We start from the raw sequence: 18,496 nt of genomic DNA on the forward strand, positions 1-18,496 counted from the left end.
GTGGACTCAGTGCAGGGGACGGAACCCCACCCGCTCGGCATCGGCGGCGCTGCGGAACCACACCTCAGCCACCATCTTCGGGAACTGCGGCGAATCCTCCCCGCAATACCGCAACGCCGTCACGCTCGCCTTCACCGTGAAACCCTCCGCCGGACGACCGCCGCCCGGACGCGGCATCGCCGAACCCGGACCGAACGGTCCCGGCGGCACCGCGTCGTCCGCGCTCTGCCGGGCAGGCGGCGGCTCGGGAGCGGCCATCGCGGCCTGGTTCGGCTGCACGGACGGCTCGAACAGCGAACCGCTGTGCCCGCCCGCGAGATCCGGTTCGCGGCGTTCCACCGGGCGCATCGACGGCTGGATCGGCCGCGGCGGGTCGAAACCGCCGCGCGGGGATTCGCGGCGCTGGCGCTTCGGCAAGCCCTGGCTGCCTTCCGCGGTGTCCTCTGTGGACTCGGCGGCGGCGGGCTCGGCGCGCGGGATCAGGTGATCGGTCGACGAATCCTCTTCGAGGTGGCCGACGGCTGACTCGACCGGTTCCGCGGGTTCCTCGAACGGCGACCGCTGCACCGCGTCCGGCTGGTTGAACCAGTCCGGTTCCGGTTCGGTCGCGCGGCCAGGGCCCGGGCGGAACAGCGAGACCGGCTCCGGCTCCGAAGCGGTGCTGTCCAACGGAGTCGGGTCGAGCCGTCGCTCCAAAGAGGACAGACCGTCGGCGGGCTCGGCCAGGTGATGACTCGGCTCTTCCTCGGCTGTGGGGCTCTCCGGCTCGGCGTGGTCCGCCGCGGGGACGTCGGCCGGTTCCGGAATCCGGTGGTAGCCGCTGTCGTGCTCGTCCGCCGGTTCCGGAATCCGGTGGTAACCGCTGTCGTGCTCGTCCGCAGGCTCCGCGACGCGGTGGTAGCCGCTGTCGTGGTCCTCGGCCGGTTCCGCGATGCGGTGCGAACCGGTGTCGGCCGGCTGCAGGTACTCGGTGGCCGCGGCGCGGTAGGCCGAACCGGAGTCCTCCGGAGCGCTCTCGGCAGGCGCACTCTCGAAAAGACCGTTCGCCGCTTGGTGTTCGCGGGCCTCCGCCTGAGCGAATGCCTCGTCGACGTCGTCCTCCGGAGAGTCCGCAGTGTCCACAGAGGCCGCCGGTTCCGGAGCCGTGCGGTATTCCGCGTCGTACTCTGCTTCCGGCTCGAAAGCGCTCGTCGCCTGGATGACTTCCGTCGGAGCGTGCTCGCGGCGGTCTCTGGTCCAGTCCTCCGCGGGCGGCAGCACCGCGGTGCGCGCGGGCGTGCTGGCCGCGGCGCGGGCCGTGTCAGCGTGCGCGCTCGCCAGTTCCGTTTCCAGTTCGCGTACCCGCTTGCGCGCCGGCCGCGCCAGCACCAGCCAAGCGATGAGCGCGCCGACAACGAAGGCCAGCAGGCTCCAGAGCCACACCTGCCCGAAAATGGACATCTTCCGCCCCTTTTAGAACGTTCGCGCGACCAGGTAGTCGGCGACCGACTCGCAAGCGTCGCGCGCAGGGGAAGCGGGCAGCGAGGCGAGCTCGGCACGTGCTCGGGAAGCGTAGTCGGAAAGAGTTTCGCGCGCGCGTTCGAGGCCGCTGGAACGGCGCAGCAGCTCGAGCGCCTCGGCGACCAGATCGTCGTCGGTGATCGGGCCGGCGAGCAGCTCGACGAGCCGCGGGTCGGTGCCCGGATCGGCCAGCGCGTACAGCATCGGCAGCGTGCGCACGCCTTCCCGCAGGTCAGTGCCCTGCGCCTTGCCCAGCTCGACCGAGGGCGACGCGATGTCGATGACGTCGTCGGAGATCTGGAAGGCCGCGCCGATGATGTCGCCGAAGCGGCGCAGCGCCTGGATGTGCTCCTCGGCCGCGCCGGACATCATGCCGCCGAAGCGTCCGGACGTCGCGATCAGCGAACCGGTCTTCTGCGCGATCACGGTGAGGTAGTGCTCGACCGGATCGTCGCCGGGCCCAGGCCCGACGGTCTCCCGCATCTGCCCGCTGACCAGCTCGCCGAACGTCTCGGCGATGATCCGCGCGGCGTCCGTGCCGAGGTCGGCGACGAGCCGGGAGGCGTGCGCGAAGAGGTAGTCGCCGGTGAGGATCGCGACGGTGTTGTCCCAGCGCGAGTTGACGCTCTCCGCGCCGCGCCGCATGGTCGCCTCGTCCATGACGTCGTCGTGGTACAGCGTCGCCAAGTGCACCAGCTCGACCGCGGCGGCCGCGATCAGCACCTGCTCGCCCTGCTTCGGCCCGAACTGCGCGGACAGCAGCGTGAACAGCGGACGAAAACGTTTGCCACCCGCCTCGACCAGGTGCAACGCCGCGTCGTGCACAGCGGGCACGTCGCTCTTCACGACGTCCCGCAGCATCGTCTCGACGTCCGCCAGCCCGCCCGCGATGGCGCGCAGCAAGGGCTCGTCCTGGATCTGCAGCCCGACGGTCGCGCGCAGGTCCTCGACAGCGCCATCCCGGGCCGCCCCCGGAGGTGGTGAAGACACAGACACGTCGGCTCCGCTCTCTCGTGGCGCTCTTCGCCAGTCGGTTACCCCCTTCAGGGTAGTGGTTGCCCCGCGGCCTGCCTTTACCCGCTGTCCTGCGGAAACGGTGACGAACGCGACACTGCCGCCCCGGTCCACGAACGGGTAGACCCGCGCTCCCGGACGGGTGATCGCCGCCCAAGGACGCAACGGGCGATTCGGACCTGCGGATAGTCCTGGGGAGGCAGCATCAGCAGCGAGGAGACGAACATGATCATCAAGCGCACCGCACTGGCCGGAGCGGCACTGGCCGCCGCCGGTTTGCTCGCCGCTGCCGGGACCGCCGCCGCGGACACCCCGGCCGGAGTCGCCGACATCGGTGCCGCGACTTTCTCGAAGGCCGGGACCGCCATCTCCATCCCGACGCAAGCCCCGTGCGCCGTAGAAGGCCCCACGAGCGCCTCCGCCGCGGCCGTGTCCCAACCAGGCATCCGCTTCGGCGGCGGCACGTCCTCCTGCACGACGGAGGTCACCGACCCAGCGAACGACGTCACCACCACGACGTCCACCGCCACCGGCAACAACTTCGAACTCTCGGCCCTGGTGAGCTCTGGCGGAAAACGCATCCGCATCTCGTCGTACACCGTGACCTGCAAGGCAACCCAGAGCGGCACGAACGCGAACTGGACCCTGAGCGGCCTCACCGGCATCAGCGGCCTGCCTTCACCGATCCCCGCGAACTACACCAAGCCACTGACGAAGTCGGACGGAACGCTGCTGGCGAACGCTGTCTTCAACATCCAAACGCTGCCCGGCGACGGAAGCATGACCCTGACCATGCTGCGCATCGACTTCGCCCCCGCCTCCGGCGCTTCCGGATCGGTCACCGTAGGCCACACCGCCTGCTCGCCTACTCCCTGAAGTCCGCGAAGGGCGGTAAGCCTTGCGGGTGCCTGGCGAGGCACGGGCGAAGCGCCCGCAGCCGATGCACCCAAAACGAGGCACCCACACCTCCCCCGCCCCCGATACGAGGCCAAAAACACGGCGCTGGGGTGCTTGTCAAGGCATCTTTCCCGCCTTGACAAGCACCCCAGCGCCGTAGTCACACTAAAAAATCGGGGTGCCCGCCTCACCACCGGGCGCAATGTCGCCGCCAGGCGACGAGCCGCCCACCCAGCTCAGGAAGCAAACCCTCCAGCCCCAGCCCAATCCAACGCAAAGGCAGGCAGAACCCCGAGCACCAACGTGACCACAACACCCAACGCAATAGCCGCAGTAGTAAACCCACCCGGCACAGTCACCGTAGGCCCGTCAGCAGCAGGCTCCGAGAAGTACATCAACACAATGACCCGCAGATAGAAGAACGCAGCCACCGCACTGAACACCAACGCGACAACCACCAACGGCGCCATCCCGTCCGACAACGCCGCCGAGAACACCACGAACTTCCCGACAAACCCGCTAGTCAACGGAATCCCCGCCAACGCCAGCAACAGGAACGTGAACACCCCGGCCAGCAACGGCGACCGCTTGGCCAGCCCAGCCCAAGCGGACAGATGCGTAGCCTCCCCGCTGGAATCCCGAACCAGGGAAACCACACCGAACGCGGCCAACGTAGTAAACCCATACGCCAGCAGATAGAACAGCGTGCTCGACAAGCCATCCTCAGTCATCGCAATAGCACCCACGAGCAAGAACCCAGCGTGCGCCACCGACGAGTAAGCGATCATCCGCTTAACATCCGTCTGCGTCAGACCCAAGATCGCCCCGAGCGCCATCGAAATTATGGCCACGGCCCACATAACCCCGCGCCATTCCCAGCTGGTCGAGGAAAACCCGACGCTGAGCACCCGGAGAATCGCCCCGAACGCGGCCACCTTCGTGCAGGCAGCCATAAACCCGGTAACCGGAGTAGGCGCACCCTGGTAGACGTCCGGCGTCCAGGTGTGGAACGGCCCCACCGACCCCTTGAACAGCAGGCCCACCACGAGAAGACCCAGACCAGCGAACAACAACGTGTCCGAGCGGTCCGACCCGGCAGCGGCGTGCGCGATGTCAGCCAGCTTCACCGAGTCCGCGTACCCGTACAGCAGCGCGAGCCCGTACAGGAAGAACGCCGACGAGAACGCACCCAGCAGGAAGTACTTGACCGCGGCTTCCTGCGAAATCAGCCGACGACGGCGAGCAAGACCGCACATCAGATACAACGGCAGCGAAAGCACTTCCAACGCGATGAACATCGTCAGCAGATCATTAGCCGCGCAGAACGTCATCATCCCGCCGAGCGCGAAGAGCGTCAGCGGGAAGACCTCAGTCTGCGAAGTAGTCGCAGACTGAGCGCGGTCCTGCACCGTGCCCGGCCGGATCGCCGCCTGGGCCACGAACGCGCCGCCCGCCTCGACCTTCCGGTCCGCGATCAGGAACACCGCGCCAAGCCCGAGCAGCAGCAGCGTGCCCCACAGGAACAGCGACGGCCGGTCCACCGAGATCGAGCCGGAGAACGTCGTCGTGCCGGCCTTCGACGAAGAAGAACCGGTCGCGTACAGGATCAGCGAAACCCCTGCGGCGATGATCGCGACGAGGGAGATCGTGACCTGGATCCCCCATCGCGTCGCCTTCGGCGCGAACGCTTCCACCAGCACGCCGATGCACGCGACGCCGAAGACGATCAGCATCGGCAGCACGGCCGCGTAATCGACCGAAGGCACTTCCAGCGGCGCTGCCGGCGCCTGCGCCAGGAACATGTCGAGCACGGTTTACTTGCCTCCCTGCACGGCAGACAGCGTCGCCTGCACCGACGGGGTGATCGTGTCGAGCATCGGCTTGGGATAGAAGCCCAGTCCGATGATCAGGATGACCATGGGCGCGAGGATCGCGATCTCGCGTCCGCCCAGGTCCTTGATGGCCTTGCGCGCGCCGAGCTCCGGCGCGATCGCGGTGCCCGGTCCCCCGCCGACGCCCACCAGGGCATCGCCGCGAACCGGGCCTTGCATGATCCGCTGGTACAGCCACAGCACGTAAGCCGCGGCGAGCACCATGCCGACGGTCGCCAGGATCGTGTACACCGGCTGGTCCACAAAGGACCCCAGCAGCACCAGGAACTCAGAGACGAACGAGTTGGTTCCCGGCAGCGACAGCGCGGAAAGCCCGGCCAGCAACAGCATTCCGCCGAGCAGCGGGGTTACCTTCGCCATGCCGCCGTAGTCCGAGATCTTGCTCGACCCGCCGCGCATCACGATCAGGCCGATCACCACGATCAGCATCCCGGTGGAGAGACTGTGGTTCAGCATGTACGACACCGAGCCGACCATCGCCTGCTCGTTGAAGGTGAAGATGCCCAGCGCGATGAACCCGAAGTGGGCGATCGACACGTAGGCGATGAACCGCTTCATGTCCCGCTGCCCGGCCGCGAGGATCGAGCCGTACAGCACGCCGATCACCGACAGGATCAGCACCAGCGGCGCGAGCGCCTTGCTGCCCTCCGGGAACATCGGCAAGCAGTACCGCAGGAACCCGAAGGTCCCGACCTTGTCGAGCACGCCGACCAGCAGCACCGCGACGCCGATCGGGGCCTGGCCGGCGGCGTCCGGCAGCCAGGTGTGGAACGGGACCAGCGGCGCCTTGATCGCGAACGCGAGGAAGAAGCCGAGGAACAGCCAGATCTGCGTGCCGGTCGGGGCGTCGCGCACCACCGTGACGAGAGTGGCCCAGTCGAACGTGCCCTTGCCGAGCTTGTCCGAGGCCAGCGAGTACGCCCCGATCGCCGAGGCCAGCATGATCAGGCCGCCGAGGAACGAGTACAGGAAGAACTTCACCGCCGCGTACTGCCGGTTCGCGCCGCCGTAACCGCCGATCAGGAAGTACATCGGGATCAGCATGATCTCGAACAGCACGTAGAAGAGGAACACGTCGGTCGCCGCGAAGACGCCGATCGTGATCGCTTCCTGCAGCAGGATCAGCGACAGGAACCCGCCCGCGCTGCGGCCAGCGGGCAGTTTGTCGGTGAGCCCGAGCGCGCCGACGACGATCGGCACCAGGAGCGCGATCACCGCGATCATGATGAGCGAGATGCCGTCGGTGCCGAACGAGATGTGGATGCCGAAGTTCGGGATCCAGTCCATCGTGGTCGCCTGCTGGATGCGCTCGCCCGAGGGCGAGTAGCTCGCCCAGAACGGGATGATCAGCAGGAACTCCACAATGGACACGGCGAGCGCCGTGGCGACCGCGGCCCGGTCGTTCCCCTTGAGGAACGCCAGCACCAGCGAGCCGGCCAGCGGCAGCAGGATGAGCGCCAGAAGCCAAGTCATGTCAGGAGAACCTCACCAGCAGAAGGGCCGCGAGAAGCAGGAACGTGCCGCCGAGCATGGACAGTGCGTACGACCGCACGAATCCGGTCTGCGTCCGGCGCAGCCGTCCGGACCCGCCGCCGAGTGCCGCGGCGAGGCCGTTCACCGCGCCGTCGACGCCGCGGTTGTCCACGTACACCAGCGCCCGCGCCAGCCAGGTGCCCGGACGGGCGACCAGGGTTTCGTTGAGCGTGTTGCCGTACAGGTCCTTGCGCGCCGCGCGGACCGGCCAAGACACCCGCTCGGGCTTCTCGATCGGGACGTCGCGCGAGGGACGGAACAGCCAGACCGCCAGCAGCACGCCAAGCGCGGCCAGCACCAGCGTCGCCGCCGGGACCGTCCACGAAGGAATCGGGGTGTGCTCGGCCTCCTCGAACTGGCCGACCACCGGGGCCAGCCAGTCGACGAACCGGTTGCCCAGCGCGAAGAACGCACCGGCACCGACCGAACCGACCGCCAGGATCGCCATCGGGACCCACATGATCGGCTTGGACTCGTGCGGGTGGAAGTCGCGCCCGTCGCTGCTCTTGATGTCCTTCCAGCGCTCCTTGCCGAAGAAGGTCATCATCATCAGCCGCGTCATGTAGAACGCGGTCAGCCCGGCTCCGATCACCGTCGCGAGCCCGAAAGCCCAGCCGCGCCAGCCTTCCTGGCCGAACGCCGCCTCGATGATCGCGTCCTTCGTGTAGTACCCGGTGAGGAACGGGAAGCCGATGATCGCCAGGTAGCCGAGGCCGAAGGTGACGAAGGTGATCGGCATCTTCTTGGCCAGCCCGCCGAACTTGCGCATGTCGACCTCGTCGTTCATGCCGTGCATGACCGAACCGGCCCCGAGGAACAGCCCGGCCTTGAAGAAGCCGTGCGCCACCAGGTGCATGATGCCGAGCGCGTAAATGCCCGGCCCGAGGCCGACCGCCAGCATCATGTAGCCGATCTGGCTGACCGTCGAGTACGCGAGCACCTTCTTGATGTCGTCGTAGGCACAGCCGACGACGCACCCGAGCAGCAGCGTGACCGCGCCGACCAGGGTGACCACCAGCCTGCCGTCCGGCGTCGCGGTGAAGATGACGTTGGAGCGGGCCACCAGGTACACGCCCGCGGTGACCATGGTTGCCGCGTGGATGAGCGCCGACACCGGGGTCGGGCCCTCCATCGCGTCCGGAAGCCAGGCCTGCAGCGGGAACTGGCCGGACTTACCGCAGGCGCCCAGCAGCAGCAGGATCGCGATGGCGGTGATCGCGCCCGGCGGGATCTTGCCCTGCGCGACGCCCTCGAAGACCTGCGCATAGCCGGTCGACCCGACGTACTTGAACATCAGGAAGATCGCCAGCGCGAGCCCGACGTCGCCGACGCGGTTCATCAGGAACGCCTTCTTCGCCGCGGTCGCCGCGGACGGGCGGTTCTGATACCAGCCGATCAGCAGGTACGAGGCGAGACCCACGCCCTCCCAGCCGAGGTACAGCGTCACGAAGCTGTTGCCCAGCACCAGGATCAGCATCGAGGCGACGAACAGGTTCAGGTACGCGAAGAACCGGTACCGGCCCTCGTCGTCGGCCATGTAGCCGATCGAATAGAAGTGGATCAGCATGCCGACGCCGGTGATCAGCAGCACGAACGTCAGCGACAGCGCGTCGATGCGCAGTCCGAAGTCCACTTGCAGCTGGGTCACCGGGATCCACGAGTAGACCTTGGTGTCGGTGACCGAGTGGCTGTCGGTGGAGAAGAACAGGATCACGGCGTACACGAAGGCGAGCGTGACGGTGGCACAGCCGAGCAGGTGCCCCCACGCCTTCGCGCGTTTCCCGGATAGCAGCAGGACGAGGGCGCCGAGGGCGGGAAGGGCCACCAGCAGCCACGATGATGCGGTCACTCGGTCGTCTCCCTCAGTACTTCAGCAGGTTCGTGTCGTCGACCGAGGCCGAGCGGCGGGTGCGGAAGATGGCCATGATGATCGCCAGTCCGACCACGACCTCGGCGGCCGCGACCACCATCACGAAGAACGCCATCACCTGGCCGTGCAGCCCGCCGTTGATGCGGGCGAAGGTGACCAGGGTCAGGTTCACCGCGTTCAGCATCAGCTCGATGCACATGAACACGACGATCGCGTTGCGGCGGACCAGCACGCCCACCGCGCCGATGCAGAACAGCAGCGCGGACAGCAGCAGGTAGTAGCTCGGGGTCACTTTCCTTCCCCTTCTTCTTCCTCGGCGGGCTCGGCCTTTTCGACGCCGCCGACCAGTGCGTGCGCGTCGGGCTTGGGGCCCTCGTCCGCGATGAGCTTGCGCTCGCGCATGAGCCGGATCGCCGAGGTGGATTCGATGATCTCCGACAGCGACTCCGGCGCGACCGAACCGTCCGGCAGCAGCGCCGGGGTCGAGACCGAGCTGGCGGTGGCGAAGACGCCGGGCCCGGGCAGCGGCGACGGGCGGTCGTGCTGGCCCTGGAAGCGCAGCTTGACCAGTTCGCGCTGGGAGAGCTTGCTCTTGCCGGTGCGGCCGGTGAAGGCCAGCACCATCGCGCCGAGCGCGGCGGTGATCAGCAGCGCCGAGGTCAGCTCGAACGGGAACAGGTACTGGGTGAAGATCAGCCTGCCGAGACCGCCGGGGCCGCCGCCGGTCTGCTGGTACGGGTCGAGCGGCTTGGCCGGGGTCACGTTCACCATCGCGCGGAACACGCCCGCGGCGATCAAGGCGGCGAGCCCGATGCCGAGCACCCCGGCGGCGAGCCGCTGCCCGCGCAGCACCTCGACCACCGAGTCCGAACTGTCCCGGCCGACCAGCATCAGCACGAACAGGAACAGCATCATGATCGCGCCGGTGTAGACGATGATCTGGGTGAACCCGAGGAACGGCGCGGACTGCGTCATGTACAGCGCGCCGAGCGTCAGCATCGTGAGCACCAGCCACAGCGCCGAGTGCACGGCGTTGCGGGAGAAGATCATCCCGAGCGCGCCCAGCAGCGAGAGCGGGCCGAGGATCCAGAACGCGATGGCCTCGCCGGTCGTCACCGACGCGTCGACACTGGCGGCCGGGGCCTGCGCGAGAAGGGCGGCGATCACTTCTTCGCCTCCTGCTGCTGCGCGTTCGCGGCCAGCTCGGGGCCGTTCACGTAGTAGTCCTGCTCGTTGTCGCCGAGCCGCATCGGGTGCGGCGGCTGCTCCATGCCCGGCAGCAGCGGGGCGAGCAGGTCTTCCTTGGTGTAGATGAGCCGCTGCCGGTCGTCGTCGGCCAGCTCGTAGAAGTTGGTCATGGTGAGCGACCGGGTCGGGCACGCCTCGATGCACAGGCCGCAGCCGATGCAGCGCAGATAGTTGATCTGGTAGTCCGCGCCGTAGCGCTCGCCCGGGGAGTACCGCTCTTCGTCGGTGTTGTTGCCGCCCTCGACGAAGATCGCGTCCGCCGGGCACGCCCACGCGCACAGCTCGCAGCCGACGCACTTCTCCAGCCCGTCCGGATGCCGGTTGAGCTGGTGGCGGCCGTGGTAGCGCGGTGCGGCCGGAGCGCCCGCCTCGGGGTACTCCTCGGTCGCGACCTTCTTGAACATCATCCCGAAGGTGACGCCGAATCCCTTGATGGGATTGAGGAAGTCAGTTGCCGCCATCGTCTGTTCCTTCCTGTGCGGCCGCCGCGGTGACGCTCGCCGGCTTGCGCCGCGCGGCCTTCGCCTCCGCCTTGGCCAGCGCCTTCTGCCGCGGCGTCGCGTCCGGGACCCGCAGGTCCAGCGGCGGCAGCGGGTAGCCGCTTCCGGCCAGGTCCACGTAATCCGATTCGGGCAGCTTCTTGTCCGGCAGCGCGAGGCTCAGCAGCACGAGCACCACCAGCACGATGCCGACCCCGATGAGGATCTGCGGCCAGCTCCACTGGACCGTCTTGATCGCGACCACGACCACGATCCACACCAGGTTGACCGGGACCAGGACCTTCCAGCCCAGCCGCATGAACTGGTCGTAGCGCAGCCGCGGCAGCGTGCCGCGCAGCCAGATGAAGCCGAACAGCAGGATGAACGTCTTGGCGAAGAACCAGAGGACCGGCCACCAGTTCTGGTTCAGCGCCGAATCGTCGCCGACGAACGGGAAGCGCCAGCCGCCGAGGAACAGCGTGGTGCAGAACGCGGAGACGATCACCATGTTGACGTACTCGGCGAGGAAGAACATCGCGAACTTCATCGAGCTGTACTCGGTGTGGAACCCGCCGACCAGCTCGGATTCGGCCTCCGGGAGGTCGAACGGCGCGCGGTTCGTCTCGCCGACCATCGAGATCACGTAGATCACGAAGCTCGGGATGAGCATGTAGAAGTACCAGCCGTGCGTCTGCGCCTGCACGATTTCCGACGTCTGCAGCGAACCGGAGTACAGGATCACCGCGACGATCGAGAGGCCCATCGCGATCTCGTAGGAGATCACCTGCGCCGCCGAGCGCATGCCGCCGAAGAGCGGGTACGGCGAGCCGGAAGCCCAGCCCGCCAGCACGATGCCGTACACGCCGACCGACGAGCAGGCGAGGATCACCAGCACGCCGACCGGGAGGTCCATCAGCTGCAGCACCGTGCGGTGCCCGAAGATCGAGACGACCGGGCCGAACGGGATGGCCGAGAGCGCGATCAGCGCGGGGACCGCGGACAGCACCGGCGCGAGGAAGTACACCTTGCGGTCGGCGGTGTCCGGGATGATCTGCTCCTTGAACGGGAGCTTGATCGCGTCGGCGAGCGACTGCAGGTAGCCGCCGGGGCCGACCCGGTTGGGGCCGGGCCGGTTCTGCATCCGGCCGATCGCCTTGCGCTCCCACACGATCAGGAAGATCGTCAGGACCGGCCCGATCAGCAGGACCACGACCGCCTTGATCAGGACGAGCCACCACGGGTCGTCAGCCAGTAGTCGAGCACGTGCAGCCGCATCAGGAAATGCGTCCGGGTACTCGGCGAGGAACTGTGTGAGCTGCGGGCTCACTGGTCACCTCCGGAGATCTGCACGAGCGCGCCGTGTCCGGCGGCGAGTGCGGCGCGGACGGCCGAGCCGTCGGAGTTGCCGGGCAGCCACACCACGCCGTCCGGCAGGTCGGCGACCTCGACCGGCAGGGTGATCGACCCGCGCTCGTTCGACACCCGGAGTGTCCCGCCGAGTCCTTCGGCGGTCTTCGCCGAAAGCCGCGCGACCGGCGGCCGCTGGGTGCCCTTGAGGTGCGGTTCGCCGTCCTGCAGCGAGCCGTTGTCGATCAGCTGCCGCCAGGTGGCGAGCACCGCCTGCCCCTCGCCCGGCTCAGAGCGCCCCAATGTGGCATTGGGTGCGTGAGATGCACCCAATGTGGCATTCGGTGCGCCAGATGCACCCAATGCCACATTGGGGCGGGTGCCCAGGCGGGCGAAGTCGGCGGCCGCGGCGGCTGGGGTCTGGGTGAACAGGTCGGCGTCCATCTCGACGGCCAGGGTGTCGAGCACCCGGCCGTCGGAGAGGGAACCGGTGCCCTCCAGCGTGATGTCGAAGTCGCGGCGGCGGCCCTCCCAGTTGAGGTAGCTGCCGGACTTCTCGACCGCCGGGGCGATCGGCAGGACCACGTCGGCCCGTTCGGTGACCTCGCTCGCCCGCAGTTCCAGGCTGACCACGAACCCGGCGTTGTCGAGCGCGCGGCGGGCCAGGTCCGGATCCGGCAGGTCGTTCGGGTCGACGCCGCCGACCACCAGCGCGTCCAGCTGTCCGCCGGAAACGGCCTGGAGGATGCCGGTGACGTCGCGGCCCGGTTCGGCCGGAAGCTCGGTGCCCCACTGCTTGCCGACCTCGGCCCGAGCCGCTTCGTCGGCGACCGAGCGGCCGCCCGGCAGAAGCGTTGGTACGCAACCGGTTTCGAGCGCGCCCCGGTCGCCGGCGCGGCGCGGGATCCACGCCAACCGGGCTCCGGTGCGGGCGGTGAGCCGCACCAGTGCGGAGAACAGGCCGGGGATCTCCGCGGCGCGCTCGCCGACCAGGATCACCGCGCCTTCGCCGCTGAGCGCGGCGTCGACGTCGGCCGCGTGCTGCGCGATGCCGTCCACCGCAGCCGCTTCGCCGCCGGGGACGCAGGCCAGCAGTTCGCCGAAGGTCTTGCGCACCGAGGAGGTCGTCCACTGTCCCAAGTGGACGACGCGGGTGTGGTTCTTGCGGGCCGCCTTGCGCAGCCGCAGGAACACGATCGGCGCTTCGTCCTCGGGCTCGAAGGCCACGCACAGCACCGTCTTGGCCCGCTCGATCTCGCCGAACGTGACGCCGGTTTCCGGCGTGGTGCCCACGACCGTCGAGCCGAGGAACGCCAGCTCCTCGTCCGAGTGCGCACGGGTGCGGAAGTCGATGTCGTTGGTGCGCAAGGCGATCCGGGCGAACTTCGAGTACGCGTAGGCGTCCTCGACGGTCAGCCTGCCGCCGGTGAGCACCGCGCCGCCCTTGCCCTCGCGGGCCTTCAGCAGCCCTTCCGCGGCGGTCCGGAGCGCGTCGGTCCAGGACGCTTCCTCCAGCTCGCCCTTGGCGTTGCGGACGAGCGGACGGCGGATCCGGTCACCGGCCTGGACGTAGCGGAACGCGAACCGGCCCTTGTCGCACAGCCATTCCTCGTTCACCTCCGGGTCGTCGCCGGCCAGCTTGCGCTGGACCTTGCCGCGCCGGAAGTCGGTGCGCTCGGCGCAGCCGGACGAGCAGTGCTCGCACACGCTCGGCGCCGACACCAGGTCGAACGGCCGCGACCGGAACCGGTACGCCGCGCTGGTGAGCGCGCCGACCGGGCAGATCTGGATCACGTTGCCGGAGAAGTAGCTCTGGAACGGCTCGCCGCCGGTGGTGCGGGAGGCCAGATCGAGCACGTCGGCGGTTTCCGCGGTGCCGATCTGCTGGTGCGCGCCGCGTTCGAGCAGCGCGATGAACGGGTCGCCGGCCACCTGGTCGGAGAACCGGGTGCAGCGCTGGCACAGCACGCAGCGTTCCCGGTCGAGCAGCACCTGCGACGAGATCGGCAGCGGCTTCGGGAACGTGCGCTTCGTGTCGACGAACCGCGATTCCGCGCGGCCGTGCGCGAGGGCCTGGTTCTGCAGCGGGCATTCGCCGCCCTTGTCGCAGATCGGGCAGTCCAGCGGGTGGTTGATGAGCAGCAGCTCCATCACGCCCTGCTGCGCCTTGTCCGCGACCGGCGAGGTGAGCTGCGTCTTGACCACCATGCCGTCGGCGACCGTCATCGTGCACGAGGCCTGCGGCTTCGGCATCGGACGGCCGCCCATTTCGACCTCGACCAGGCACTGGCGGCACGCGCCTGCCGGGTCGAGCAGCGGGTGGTCGCAGAAGCGCGGGATGCTCGTGCCGAGCCGCTCGGCGGTGCGGATCAGCAGTTCGCCCTTGGGCGCGATGACCTCTTCGCCGTCGATGGTCAGCTTGACATGACCTTCGGGGACCGGCGTTTCCGCCGTCTCGGGCTTGTCGGGGGCGATCGTCATGATGCCTGCGCTCCCACCAGTTCTCGCTTGTTGCTCTCACACAGAGCCAGGAACTCGTCCCGGAAGTACTTGATGCCGCTCTGGATCGGCGACACCGCGCCGTCGCCGAGCGCGCAGAACGAGCGGCCGAAGATGTTGTCGCACACGTCGAGGAGGGTGTCGATGTCCTCCTCGGTGCCGTGGCCCTCGACCATCCGCTCCAGGATCTGCGCCAGCCAGTACGTGCCCTCGCGGCACGGCGTGCACTTGCCGCAGGACTCGTGCTCGTAGAACTGCGTCCACTTCATGACCGCCCACGGCACCGAAACGGTCTCGTTGAAGACCTGCACCGCGGTCGTGCCGAGCATCGAACCGGCCTCGGCCGCGCCCTCGAAGTCGAGCGGGACGTCGAGGTGCTCGGCGGTGAACATCGGCGTCGACGAACCGCCCGGCGTCCAGAACTTGAGCGGGATGCCGTCCTTCATGCCGCCCGCCAGCTCCAGCAGCTCGCGCAGCGTGGTGCCGAGCGGGCATTCGTACTGGCCGGGCTTCTCCACGTGGCCGGAGATCGAGTAGATCTTCGGGCCGGGCGACTTCTCCCGGCCCATCTCGCGGAACCACGACGAACCGGCGTTGATGATGTACGACGCGGACGCGATGGTCTCCACGTTGTTCACCGTCGTCGGCGCGGCGTACAAACCGGCGGCCGCGGGGAACGGCGGCTTGAGCCGGGGCTGCCCGCGACGGCCTTCGAGCGAGTCCAGCAGCGCGGTTTCCTCGCCGCAGATGTACGCGCCGGCCCCGGCGTGCACGGTCAGCTCGAGGTCCCAGCCGGTGCCGAAGATGTTTTTGCCGAGGTAGCCCTTCGCGTACGCCTCGCGCGCGGCCGCGTTGAGCCGGCGGATGCAGTGCAGCGCCTCGCCCCGGACGTAGATGAAGCAGTGGTGCGACCGCATCGCGTACGAGGCGATGATGCAGCCCTCGATCAGCGAGTGCGGGTCCGCCATCATCAGCGGAATGTCCTTGCAGGTACCGGGTTCGCCCTCGTCGGCGTTGATCACCAGATAGTGCGGCTTGTCCTCGTTGGGCGGCATGAACGACCACTTCACGCCCGCCGGGAAGCCCGCGCCGCCGCGGCCGCGCAGACCGGAGTCCTTGACCACCTGCACGAGCTGCTCGGGCGTGGCGGCCAGCGCCTTGCGCGCCGCGGTGTAGCCCTCGAGCGCCTCGTAGGTTTCGATGCGCCAGGATTCCGGGGACAGCCAGCGCTTCGTGAGGACCGGAGTGATGGGATCGGCCATTACTTCTTCTCCACTTCAGGAAGCGGAACATCCTGCATGCCTGGGGCGGACCAGCCGCGATCGGCCGCGATCTGCGCGCCGCGCAAGGTCTCGACCGCCTGCGACGGGCCGTCCACCGCACTGCGGTAAGCGGCCTCGTCCTCCGGCCAGAACCCGGCGAGCTGCCGCTCCGCGCCCTTGAAGTCGGTCAGCGCCGCACCGCGCGTCGGGGCGGGCTTTTTGCCTGCCTGCAACGCATCGACGAGCGCGACCGCCTGCTCCGGCGTCTGGTTGTCGAAGTACTCGTAGTTCACCTGGATGACCGGACCGAGGTCGCAGGCCGCGAGACATTCCGCGTGCTCCAAGGTGATCGAGCCAGCCTCGCCCGGCGTGCCCGCGGTTTCCTCGTGCCCCAGCGGCTTTTCCGCCGAACCGAGGTGCGTCTGGAGCTTCTTGTAGATGTCGTCGCCGCCGAGCGCCGCGCACAGCGTGTTGGTGCAGACGCTCACCAGGTGCTCGCCGCACGGGCGGCGCTTGTACATGGTGTAGAACGTCGCGACCGCGCTGACCTCGGCGTCGGTCAGGTCGAGGTGCTGCGCGCAGAAGGCGATGCCTTCCTGGCTCACGTAACCCTGCACCGACTGCACCAGGTGCAGCATCGGCAGCAGCGCCGAACGCGACATCGGGTACCGGGCGATGATTTCCTTCGCCTCGCGGTGCGTGTCGGCGTCGAACACGTCCACCGCCGGGGTGTCGGCGAGAATGTCCTCGGCCAGCGACGGGTCGGGCGCGATCGCGGCGACATCGGTGTCGGCTCCCGCGGCCGCGTACGTCTTCGTCGCGTCGTGCGGCCCCGGCTCCGGGACTGCGGTCGGGTTCGTCATCGGTCAACTCCCCCCAGAACCGGGTCGATCGAGGCGATCACGACGACGAGGTCGGCCACCAGGCCGCCTTCGGCCATCGCGGGCATCGCCTGCATGTTCACGAAACTCGGCTCCCGCAGGTGCACGCGCAGCGGACGGGTGCCGCCGTCGGACACCAGGTGCGCGCCGATCTCGCCGCGCGGCGATTCGACCGGCGCGTAGACCTGGCCCGGCGGCACGTGGAAGCCCTCGGTGACGAGCTTGAAGTGGTGGATCAGGGATTCCATCGACTGGCCCATGATCTTCTTGACGTGGCCGAGCGAGTTGCCCATGCCGTCGCTGCCGATGGACAGCTGCGCGGGCCAGGCGATCTTCTTGTCCTCCACCATGACCGGGCCCGGCTCGGCCATCTTCGCGACCTGCTTCATGATCCGCAGGCTCTGGTGGATTTCTTCGAGCCGCAGCAGGTACCGCGCCCAGCTGTCCGCGTCGGTCGAGGTCGGCACGTCGAACTCGATCTCGTCGTAGCGCGAGTACGGCTCGGTCTTGCGCAGGTCCCACGGCAGGCCCGCGGCGCGCAGCACCGGACCGGTGATGCCGAGTTCGAGGCACGCGTCCAGCGGCAGCACGCCGACGTCCTTGAGCCGGTTCCGCCAGATCGGCTGGCCGGTGAACATCTTGTCGTACAGCGGAAGCCGCTTGTCCATGAGCTTGCAGAAGTCGAGGACCTTCTCCGTCCAGTCCTCGGGGAAGTCCTGGGCGAGCCCGCCGGGACGGATGAACGCGTGGTTCATCCGCAGGCCGGTCAGGTACTCCAGCAGGTGCATGGCTTCTTCGCGCTCGCGGAAGCCGAGCGTCATCGCGGTGGTGGCGCCGAGGTCCATGCCGCCGGTCGCGATGAACACCAGGTGCGAGGTGATCCGGTTCAGCTCGAGAAGCAGCACGCGCAGCAGTTCCGCGCGCGGCGGGGCCTTGATGCCCAGCAGTTTCTCGACGCCGAGGCAGTAGCACATCTCGTTGGACAGCGGAGCGAGGTAGTCCGCGCGCGTCACGAAGGTGACACCCTGGGTCCAGTTGCGGAACTCGGCGCTCTTCTCGATGCCGGTGTGCAGGTAGCCGACGACCGCGCGCAACTGCGTGACCGTCTCGCCTTCCAGCTCCAGCACGAGCCGGAGCACGCCGTGCGTCGACGGGTGCTGCGGGCCCATGTTGATGACCATGCGGTCGTCGTGCTGGGCGTCGCCGAGAACTTCGTCCCAGTCCCCGCCGGAGACGTGGTAGACGGGGCCTTCGGTGGTGTCCCGGACTTCCGCGTACTCGGCTTCCGTCGTTTCTTCGTTGATGGTCACGAGTACGACCTCCGCTGGTCCGGCGGCGGGATTTCCGCGCCCTTGTATTCGACCGGGATCCCGCCGAGCGGGTAGTCCTTGCGCTGGGGGTGGCCGTCCCAGTCGTCCGGCATGAAGATGCGGGTCAGCCCGGGGTGGCCGTCGAAGACGATGCCGAACATGTCGTAGGCCTCGCGCTCGTGCCAGTCGGCCGTCGGGTAGACCGGGACCAGGGACGGGACGTGCAGATCGTCCATGTCCATGGTGATTTCGAGCCGGATCCGACGGCGGTAGGTCATCGACAGGAAGTCGTAGACCGTGTGCATCCGCTGCGGGACGTCCACGCCGTAGTCGACGCCGGTGACCGCCATGAGCATTTCGAACCGCAGGCCCGGGTCGTTGCGCAGCACCTTCGCGATGGCGACGAGGTGCTCGCGGCTGACGTAGAAGGTGATCTCGCCGCGGTCCACAGTGGTCTGGAGGATCGCGGACGGCGGGATCTTGTTGTCCGCCAAGGCGGCCATGAACTCGTCGGCGAACTCGTCGAACCAGCCGCCGTACGGGCGCTCCGCGGGCGGCGGGCTGTAGGCGGGCAGCCGCAGGCCGCCGTAACCGGAGGTGTCCCCGCTGCCGCGGACGCCGAACATGCCCTTGCGCTCGCGGCCGGCGACGACCGGTTCGGCCGCGCCGGGGCCGTGCGCTTCGAGGCCTGCTTCGGGCCGCTCCGCGCTGGACTGCGGGCCGCCGGTTTCGGGAGTCTCTTCGGGGTTCTCAGGCACCGGTGC

15 protein-coding genes are annotated in these 18,496 nt (G+C 68.5%); 1 reads left to right on the forward strand and 14 read right to left on the reverse strand.

The genetic code is table 11. The features are described from left to right. Positions 1-6 precede the first annotated feature (6 nt). Complete coding sequence (locus H4281_RS08595) at positions 7-1,440, reverse strand: sunset domain-containing protein (protein ID WP_182890357.1); 1,434 nt, start codon at positions 1,438-1,440, stop codon at positions 7-9. Between the two features lie 12 nt (positions 1,441-1,452). Continuing rightward, the gene (locus tag H4281_RS08600) at positions 1,453-2,490 is read right to left on the reverse strand and encodes a polyprenyl synthetase family protein (RefSeq protein ID WP_037816359.1); all 1,038 of its coding nucleotides are present in this window, start codon (positions 2,488-2,490) and stop codon (positions 1,453-1,455) included. A gap of 249 nt (positions 2,491-2,739) precedes the next feature. On the opposite strand from H4281_RS08600, the gene H4281_RS08605 reads away from it, so the two are divergent. Continuing rightward, positions 2,740-3,390, forward strand: coding sequence for a hypothetical protein (locus H4281_RS08605; RefSeq protein WP_182890358.1), 651 nt, complete (start codon positions 2,740-2,742; stop codon positions 3,388-3,390). A gap of 257 nt (positions 3,391-3,647) precedes the next feature. Here H4281_RS08605 and nuoN read toward each other — a convergent pair whose 3' ends face one another. Genes nuoN through H4281_RS08665 form a run of 12 tightly spaced genes read right to left on the reverse strand, consistent with a single transcriptional unit; the run spans position 3,648 to position 18,490 of the window. Further along, a complete protein-coding gene (gene nuoN, locus H4281_RS08610) occupies positions 3,648-5,213 on the reverse strand; it encodes an NADH-quinone oxidoreductase subunit NuoN (RefSeq protein ID WP_220507000.1) in 1,566 nt (521 codons plus the stop codon). Positions 5,214-5,225: 12 nt separating this feature from the next. Then, positions 5,226-6,776, reverse strand: a complete 1,551-nt coding sequence (locus H4281_RS08615; protein ID WP_182890360.1) for an NADH-quinone oxidoreductase subunit M — start codon at positions 6,774-6,776, stop codon at positions 5,226-5,228. Between the two features lies 1 nt (position 6,777). After that, positions 6,778-8,685 (reverse strand): NADH-quinone oxidoreductase subunit L, encoded by a 1,908-nt coding sequence (nuoL, locus tag H4281_RS08620; RefSeq protein WP_182890361.1) that lies wholly within the window; start codon positions 8,683-8,685, stop codon positions 6,778-6,780. 13 nt (positions 8,686-8,698) lie between these two features. Continuing rightward, entirely contained in the window at positions 8,699-8,998 is a 300-nt protein-coding gene (gene nuoK / locus H4281_RS08625; protein ID WP_033291119.1) for an NADH-quinone oxidoreductase subunit NuoK, read from the reverse strand. Continuing rightward, positions 8,995-9,873, reverse strand: coding sequence for an NADH-quinone oxidoreductase subunit J (locus tag H4281_RS08630; protein WP_182890362.1), 879 nt, complete (start codon positions 9,871-9,873; stop codon positions 8,995-8,997). Before H4281_RS08630 ends, nuoK begins: the two co-directional genes overlap by 4 nt. After that, positions 9,870-10,415 (reverse strand): NADH-quinone oxidoreductase subunit NuoI, encoded by a 546-nt coding sequence (gene nuoI, locus H4281_RS08635; RefSeq protein WP_182890363.1) that lies wholly within the window; start codon positions 10,413-10,415, stop codon positions 9,870-9,872. Before nuoI ends, H4281_RS08630 begins: the two co-directional genes overlap by 4 nt. Further along, positions 10,402-11,760: an NADH-quinone oxidoreductase subunit NuoH gene (nuoH, locus tag H4281_RS08640; RefSeq protein ID WP_182890364.1), complete on the reverse strand. Its 1,359-nt coding sequence runs from the start codon at positions 11,758-11,760 to the stop codon at positions 10,402-10,404. Before nuoH ends, nuoI begins: the two co-directional genes overlap by 14 nt. Next, positions 11,757-14,261: an NADH-quinone oxidoreductase subunit G gene (locus H4281_RS08645; protein ID WP_182890365.1), complete on the reverse strand. Its 2,505-nt coding sequence runs from the start codon at positions 14,259-14,261 to the stop codon at positions 11,757-11,759. Before H4281_RS08645 ends, nuoH begins: the two co-directional genes overlap by 4 nt. Next, entirely contained in the window at positions 14,258-15,541 is a 1,284-nt protein-coding gene (gene nuoF, locus H4281_RS08650) for an NADH-quinone oxidoreductase subunit NuoF (protein WP_182890366.1), read from the reverse strand. Before nuoF ends, H4281_RS08645 begins: the two co-directional genes overlap by 4 nt. After that, positions 15,541-16,404 carry an NADH-quinone oxidoreductase subunit NuoE gene (gene nuoE, locus H4281_RS08655; protein ID WP_182890367.1) on the reverse strand — a complete coding sequence of 288 codons (864 nt, stop codon included), beginning with the start codon at positions 16,402-16,404 and terminating at the stop codon, positions 15,541-15,543. The genes nuoF and nuoE overlap by 1 nt, the downstream gene beginning before the upstream one ends. After that, on the reverse strand, positions 16,401-17,732 hold the full coding sequence (locus H4281_RS08660) for an NADH-quinone oxidoreductase subunit D (protein ID WP_182890368.1): 1,332 nt from the start codon (positions 17,730-17,732) through the stop codon (positions 16,401-16,403). Before H4281_RS08660 ends, nuoE begins: the two co-directional genes overlap by 4 nt. After that, positions 17,729-18,490, reverse strand: coding sequence for an NADH-quinone oxidoreductase subunit C (locus H4281_RS08665; RefSeq protein WP_182890369.1), 762 nt, complete (start codon positions 18,488-18,490; stop codon positions 17,729-17,731). Before H4281_RS08665 ends, H4281_RS08660 begins: the two co-directional genes overlap by 4 nt. Positions 18,491-18,496 lie beyond the last annotated feature (6 nt).

Source organism: Amycolatopsis dendrobii (genome assembly GCF_014145675.1).
GTDB classification, from domain to species: domain Bacteria; phylum Actinomycetota; class Actinomycetes; order Mycobacteriales; family Pseudonocardiaceae; genus Amycolatopsis; species Amycolatopsis dendrobii.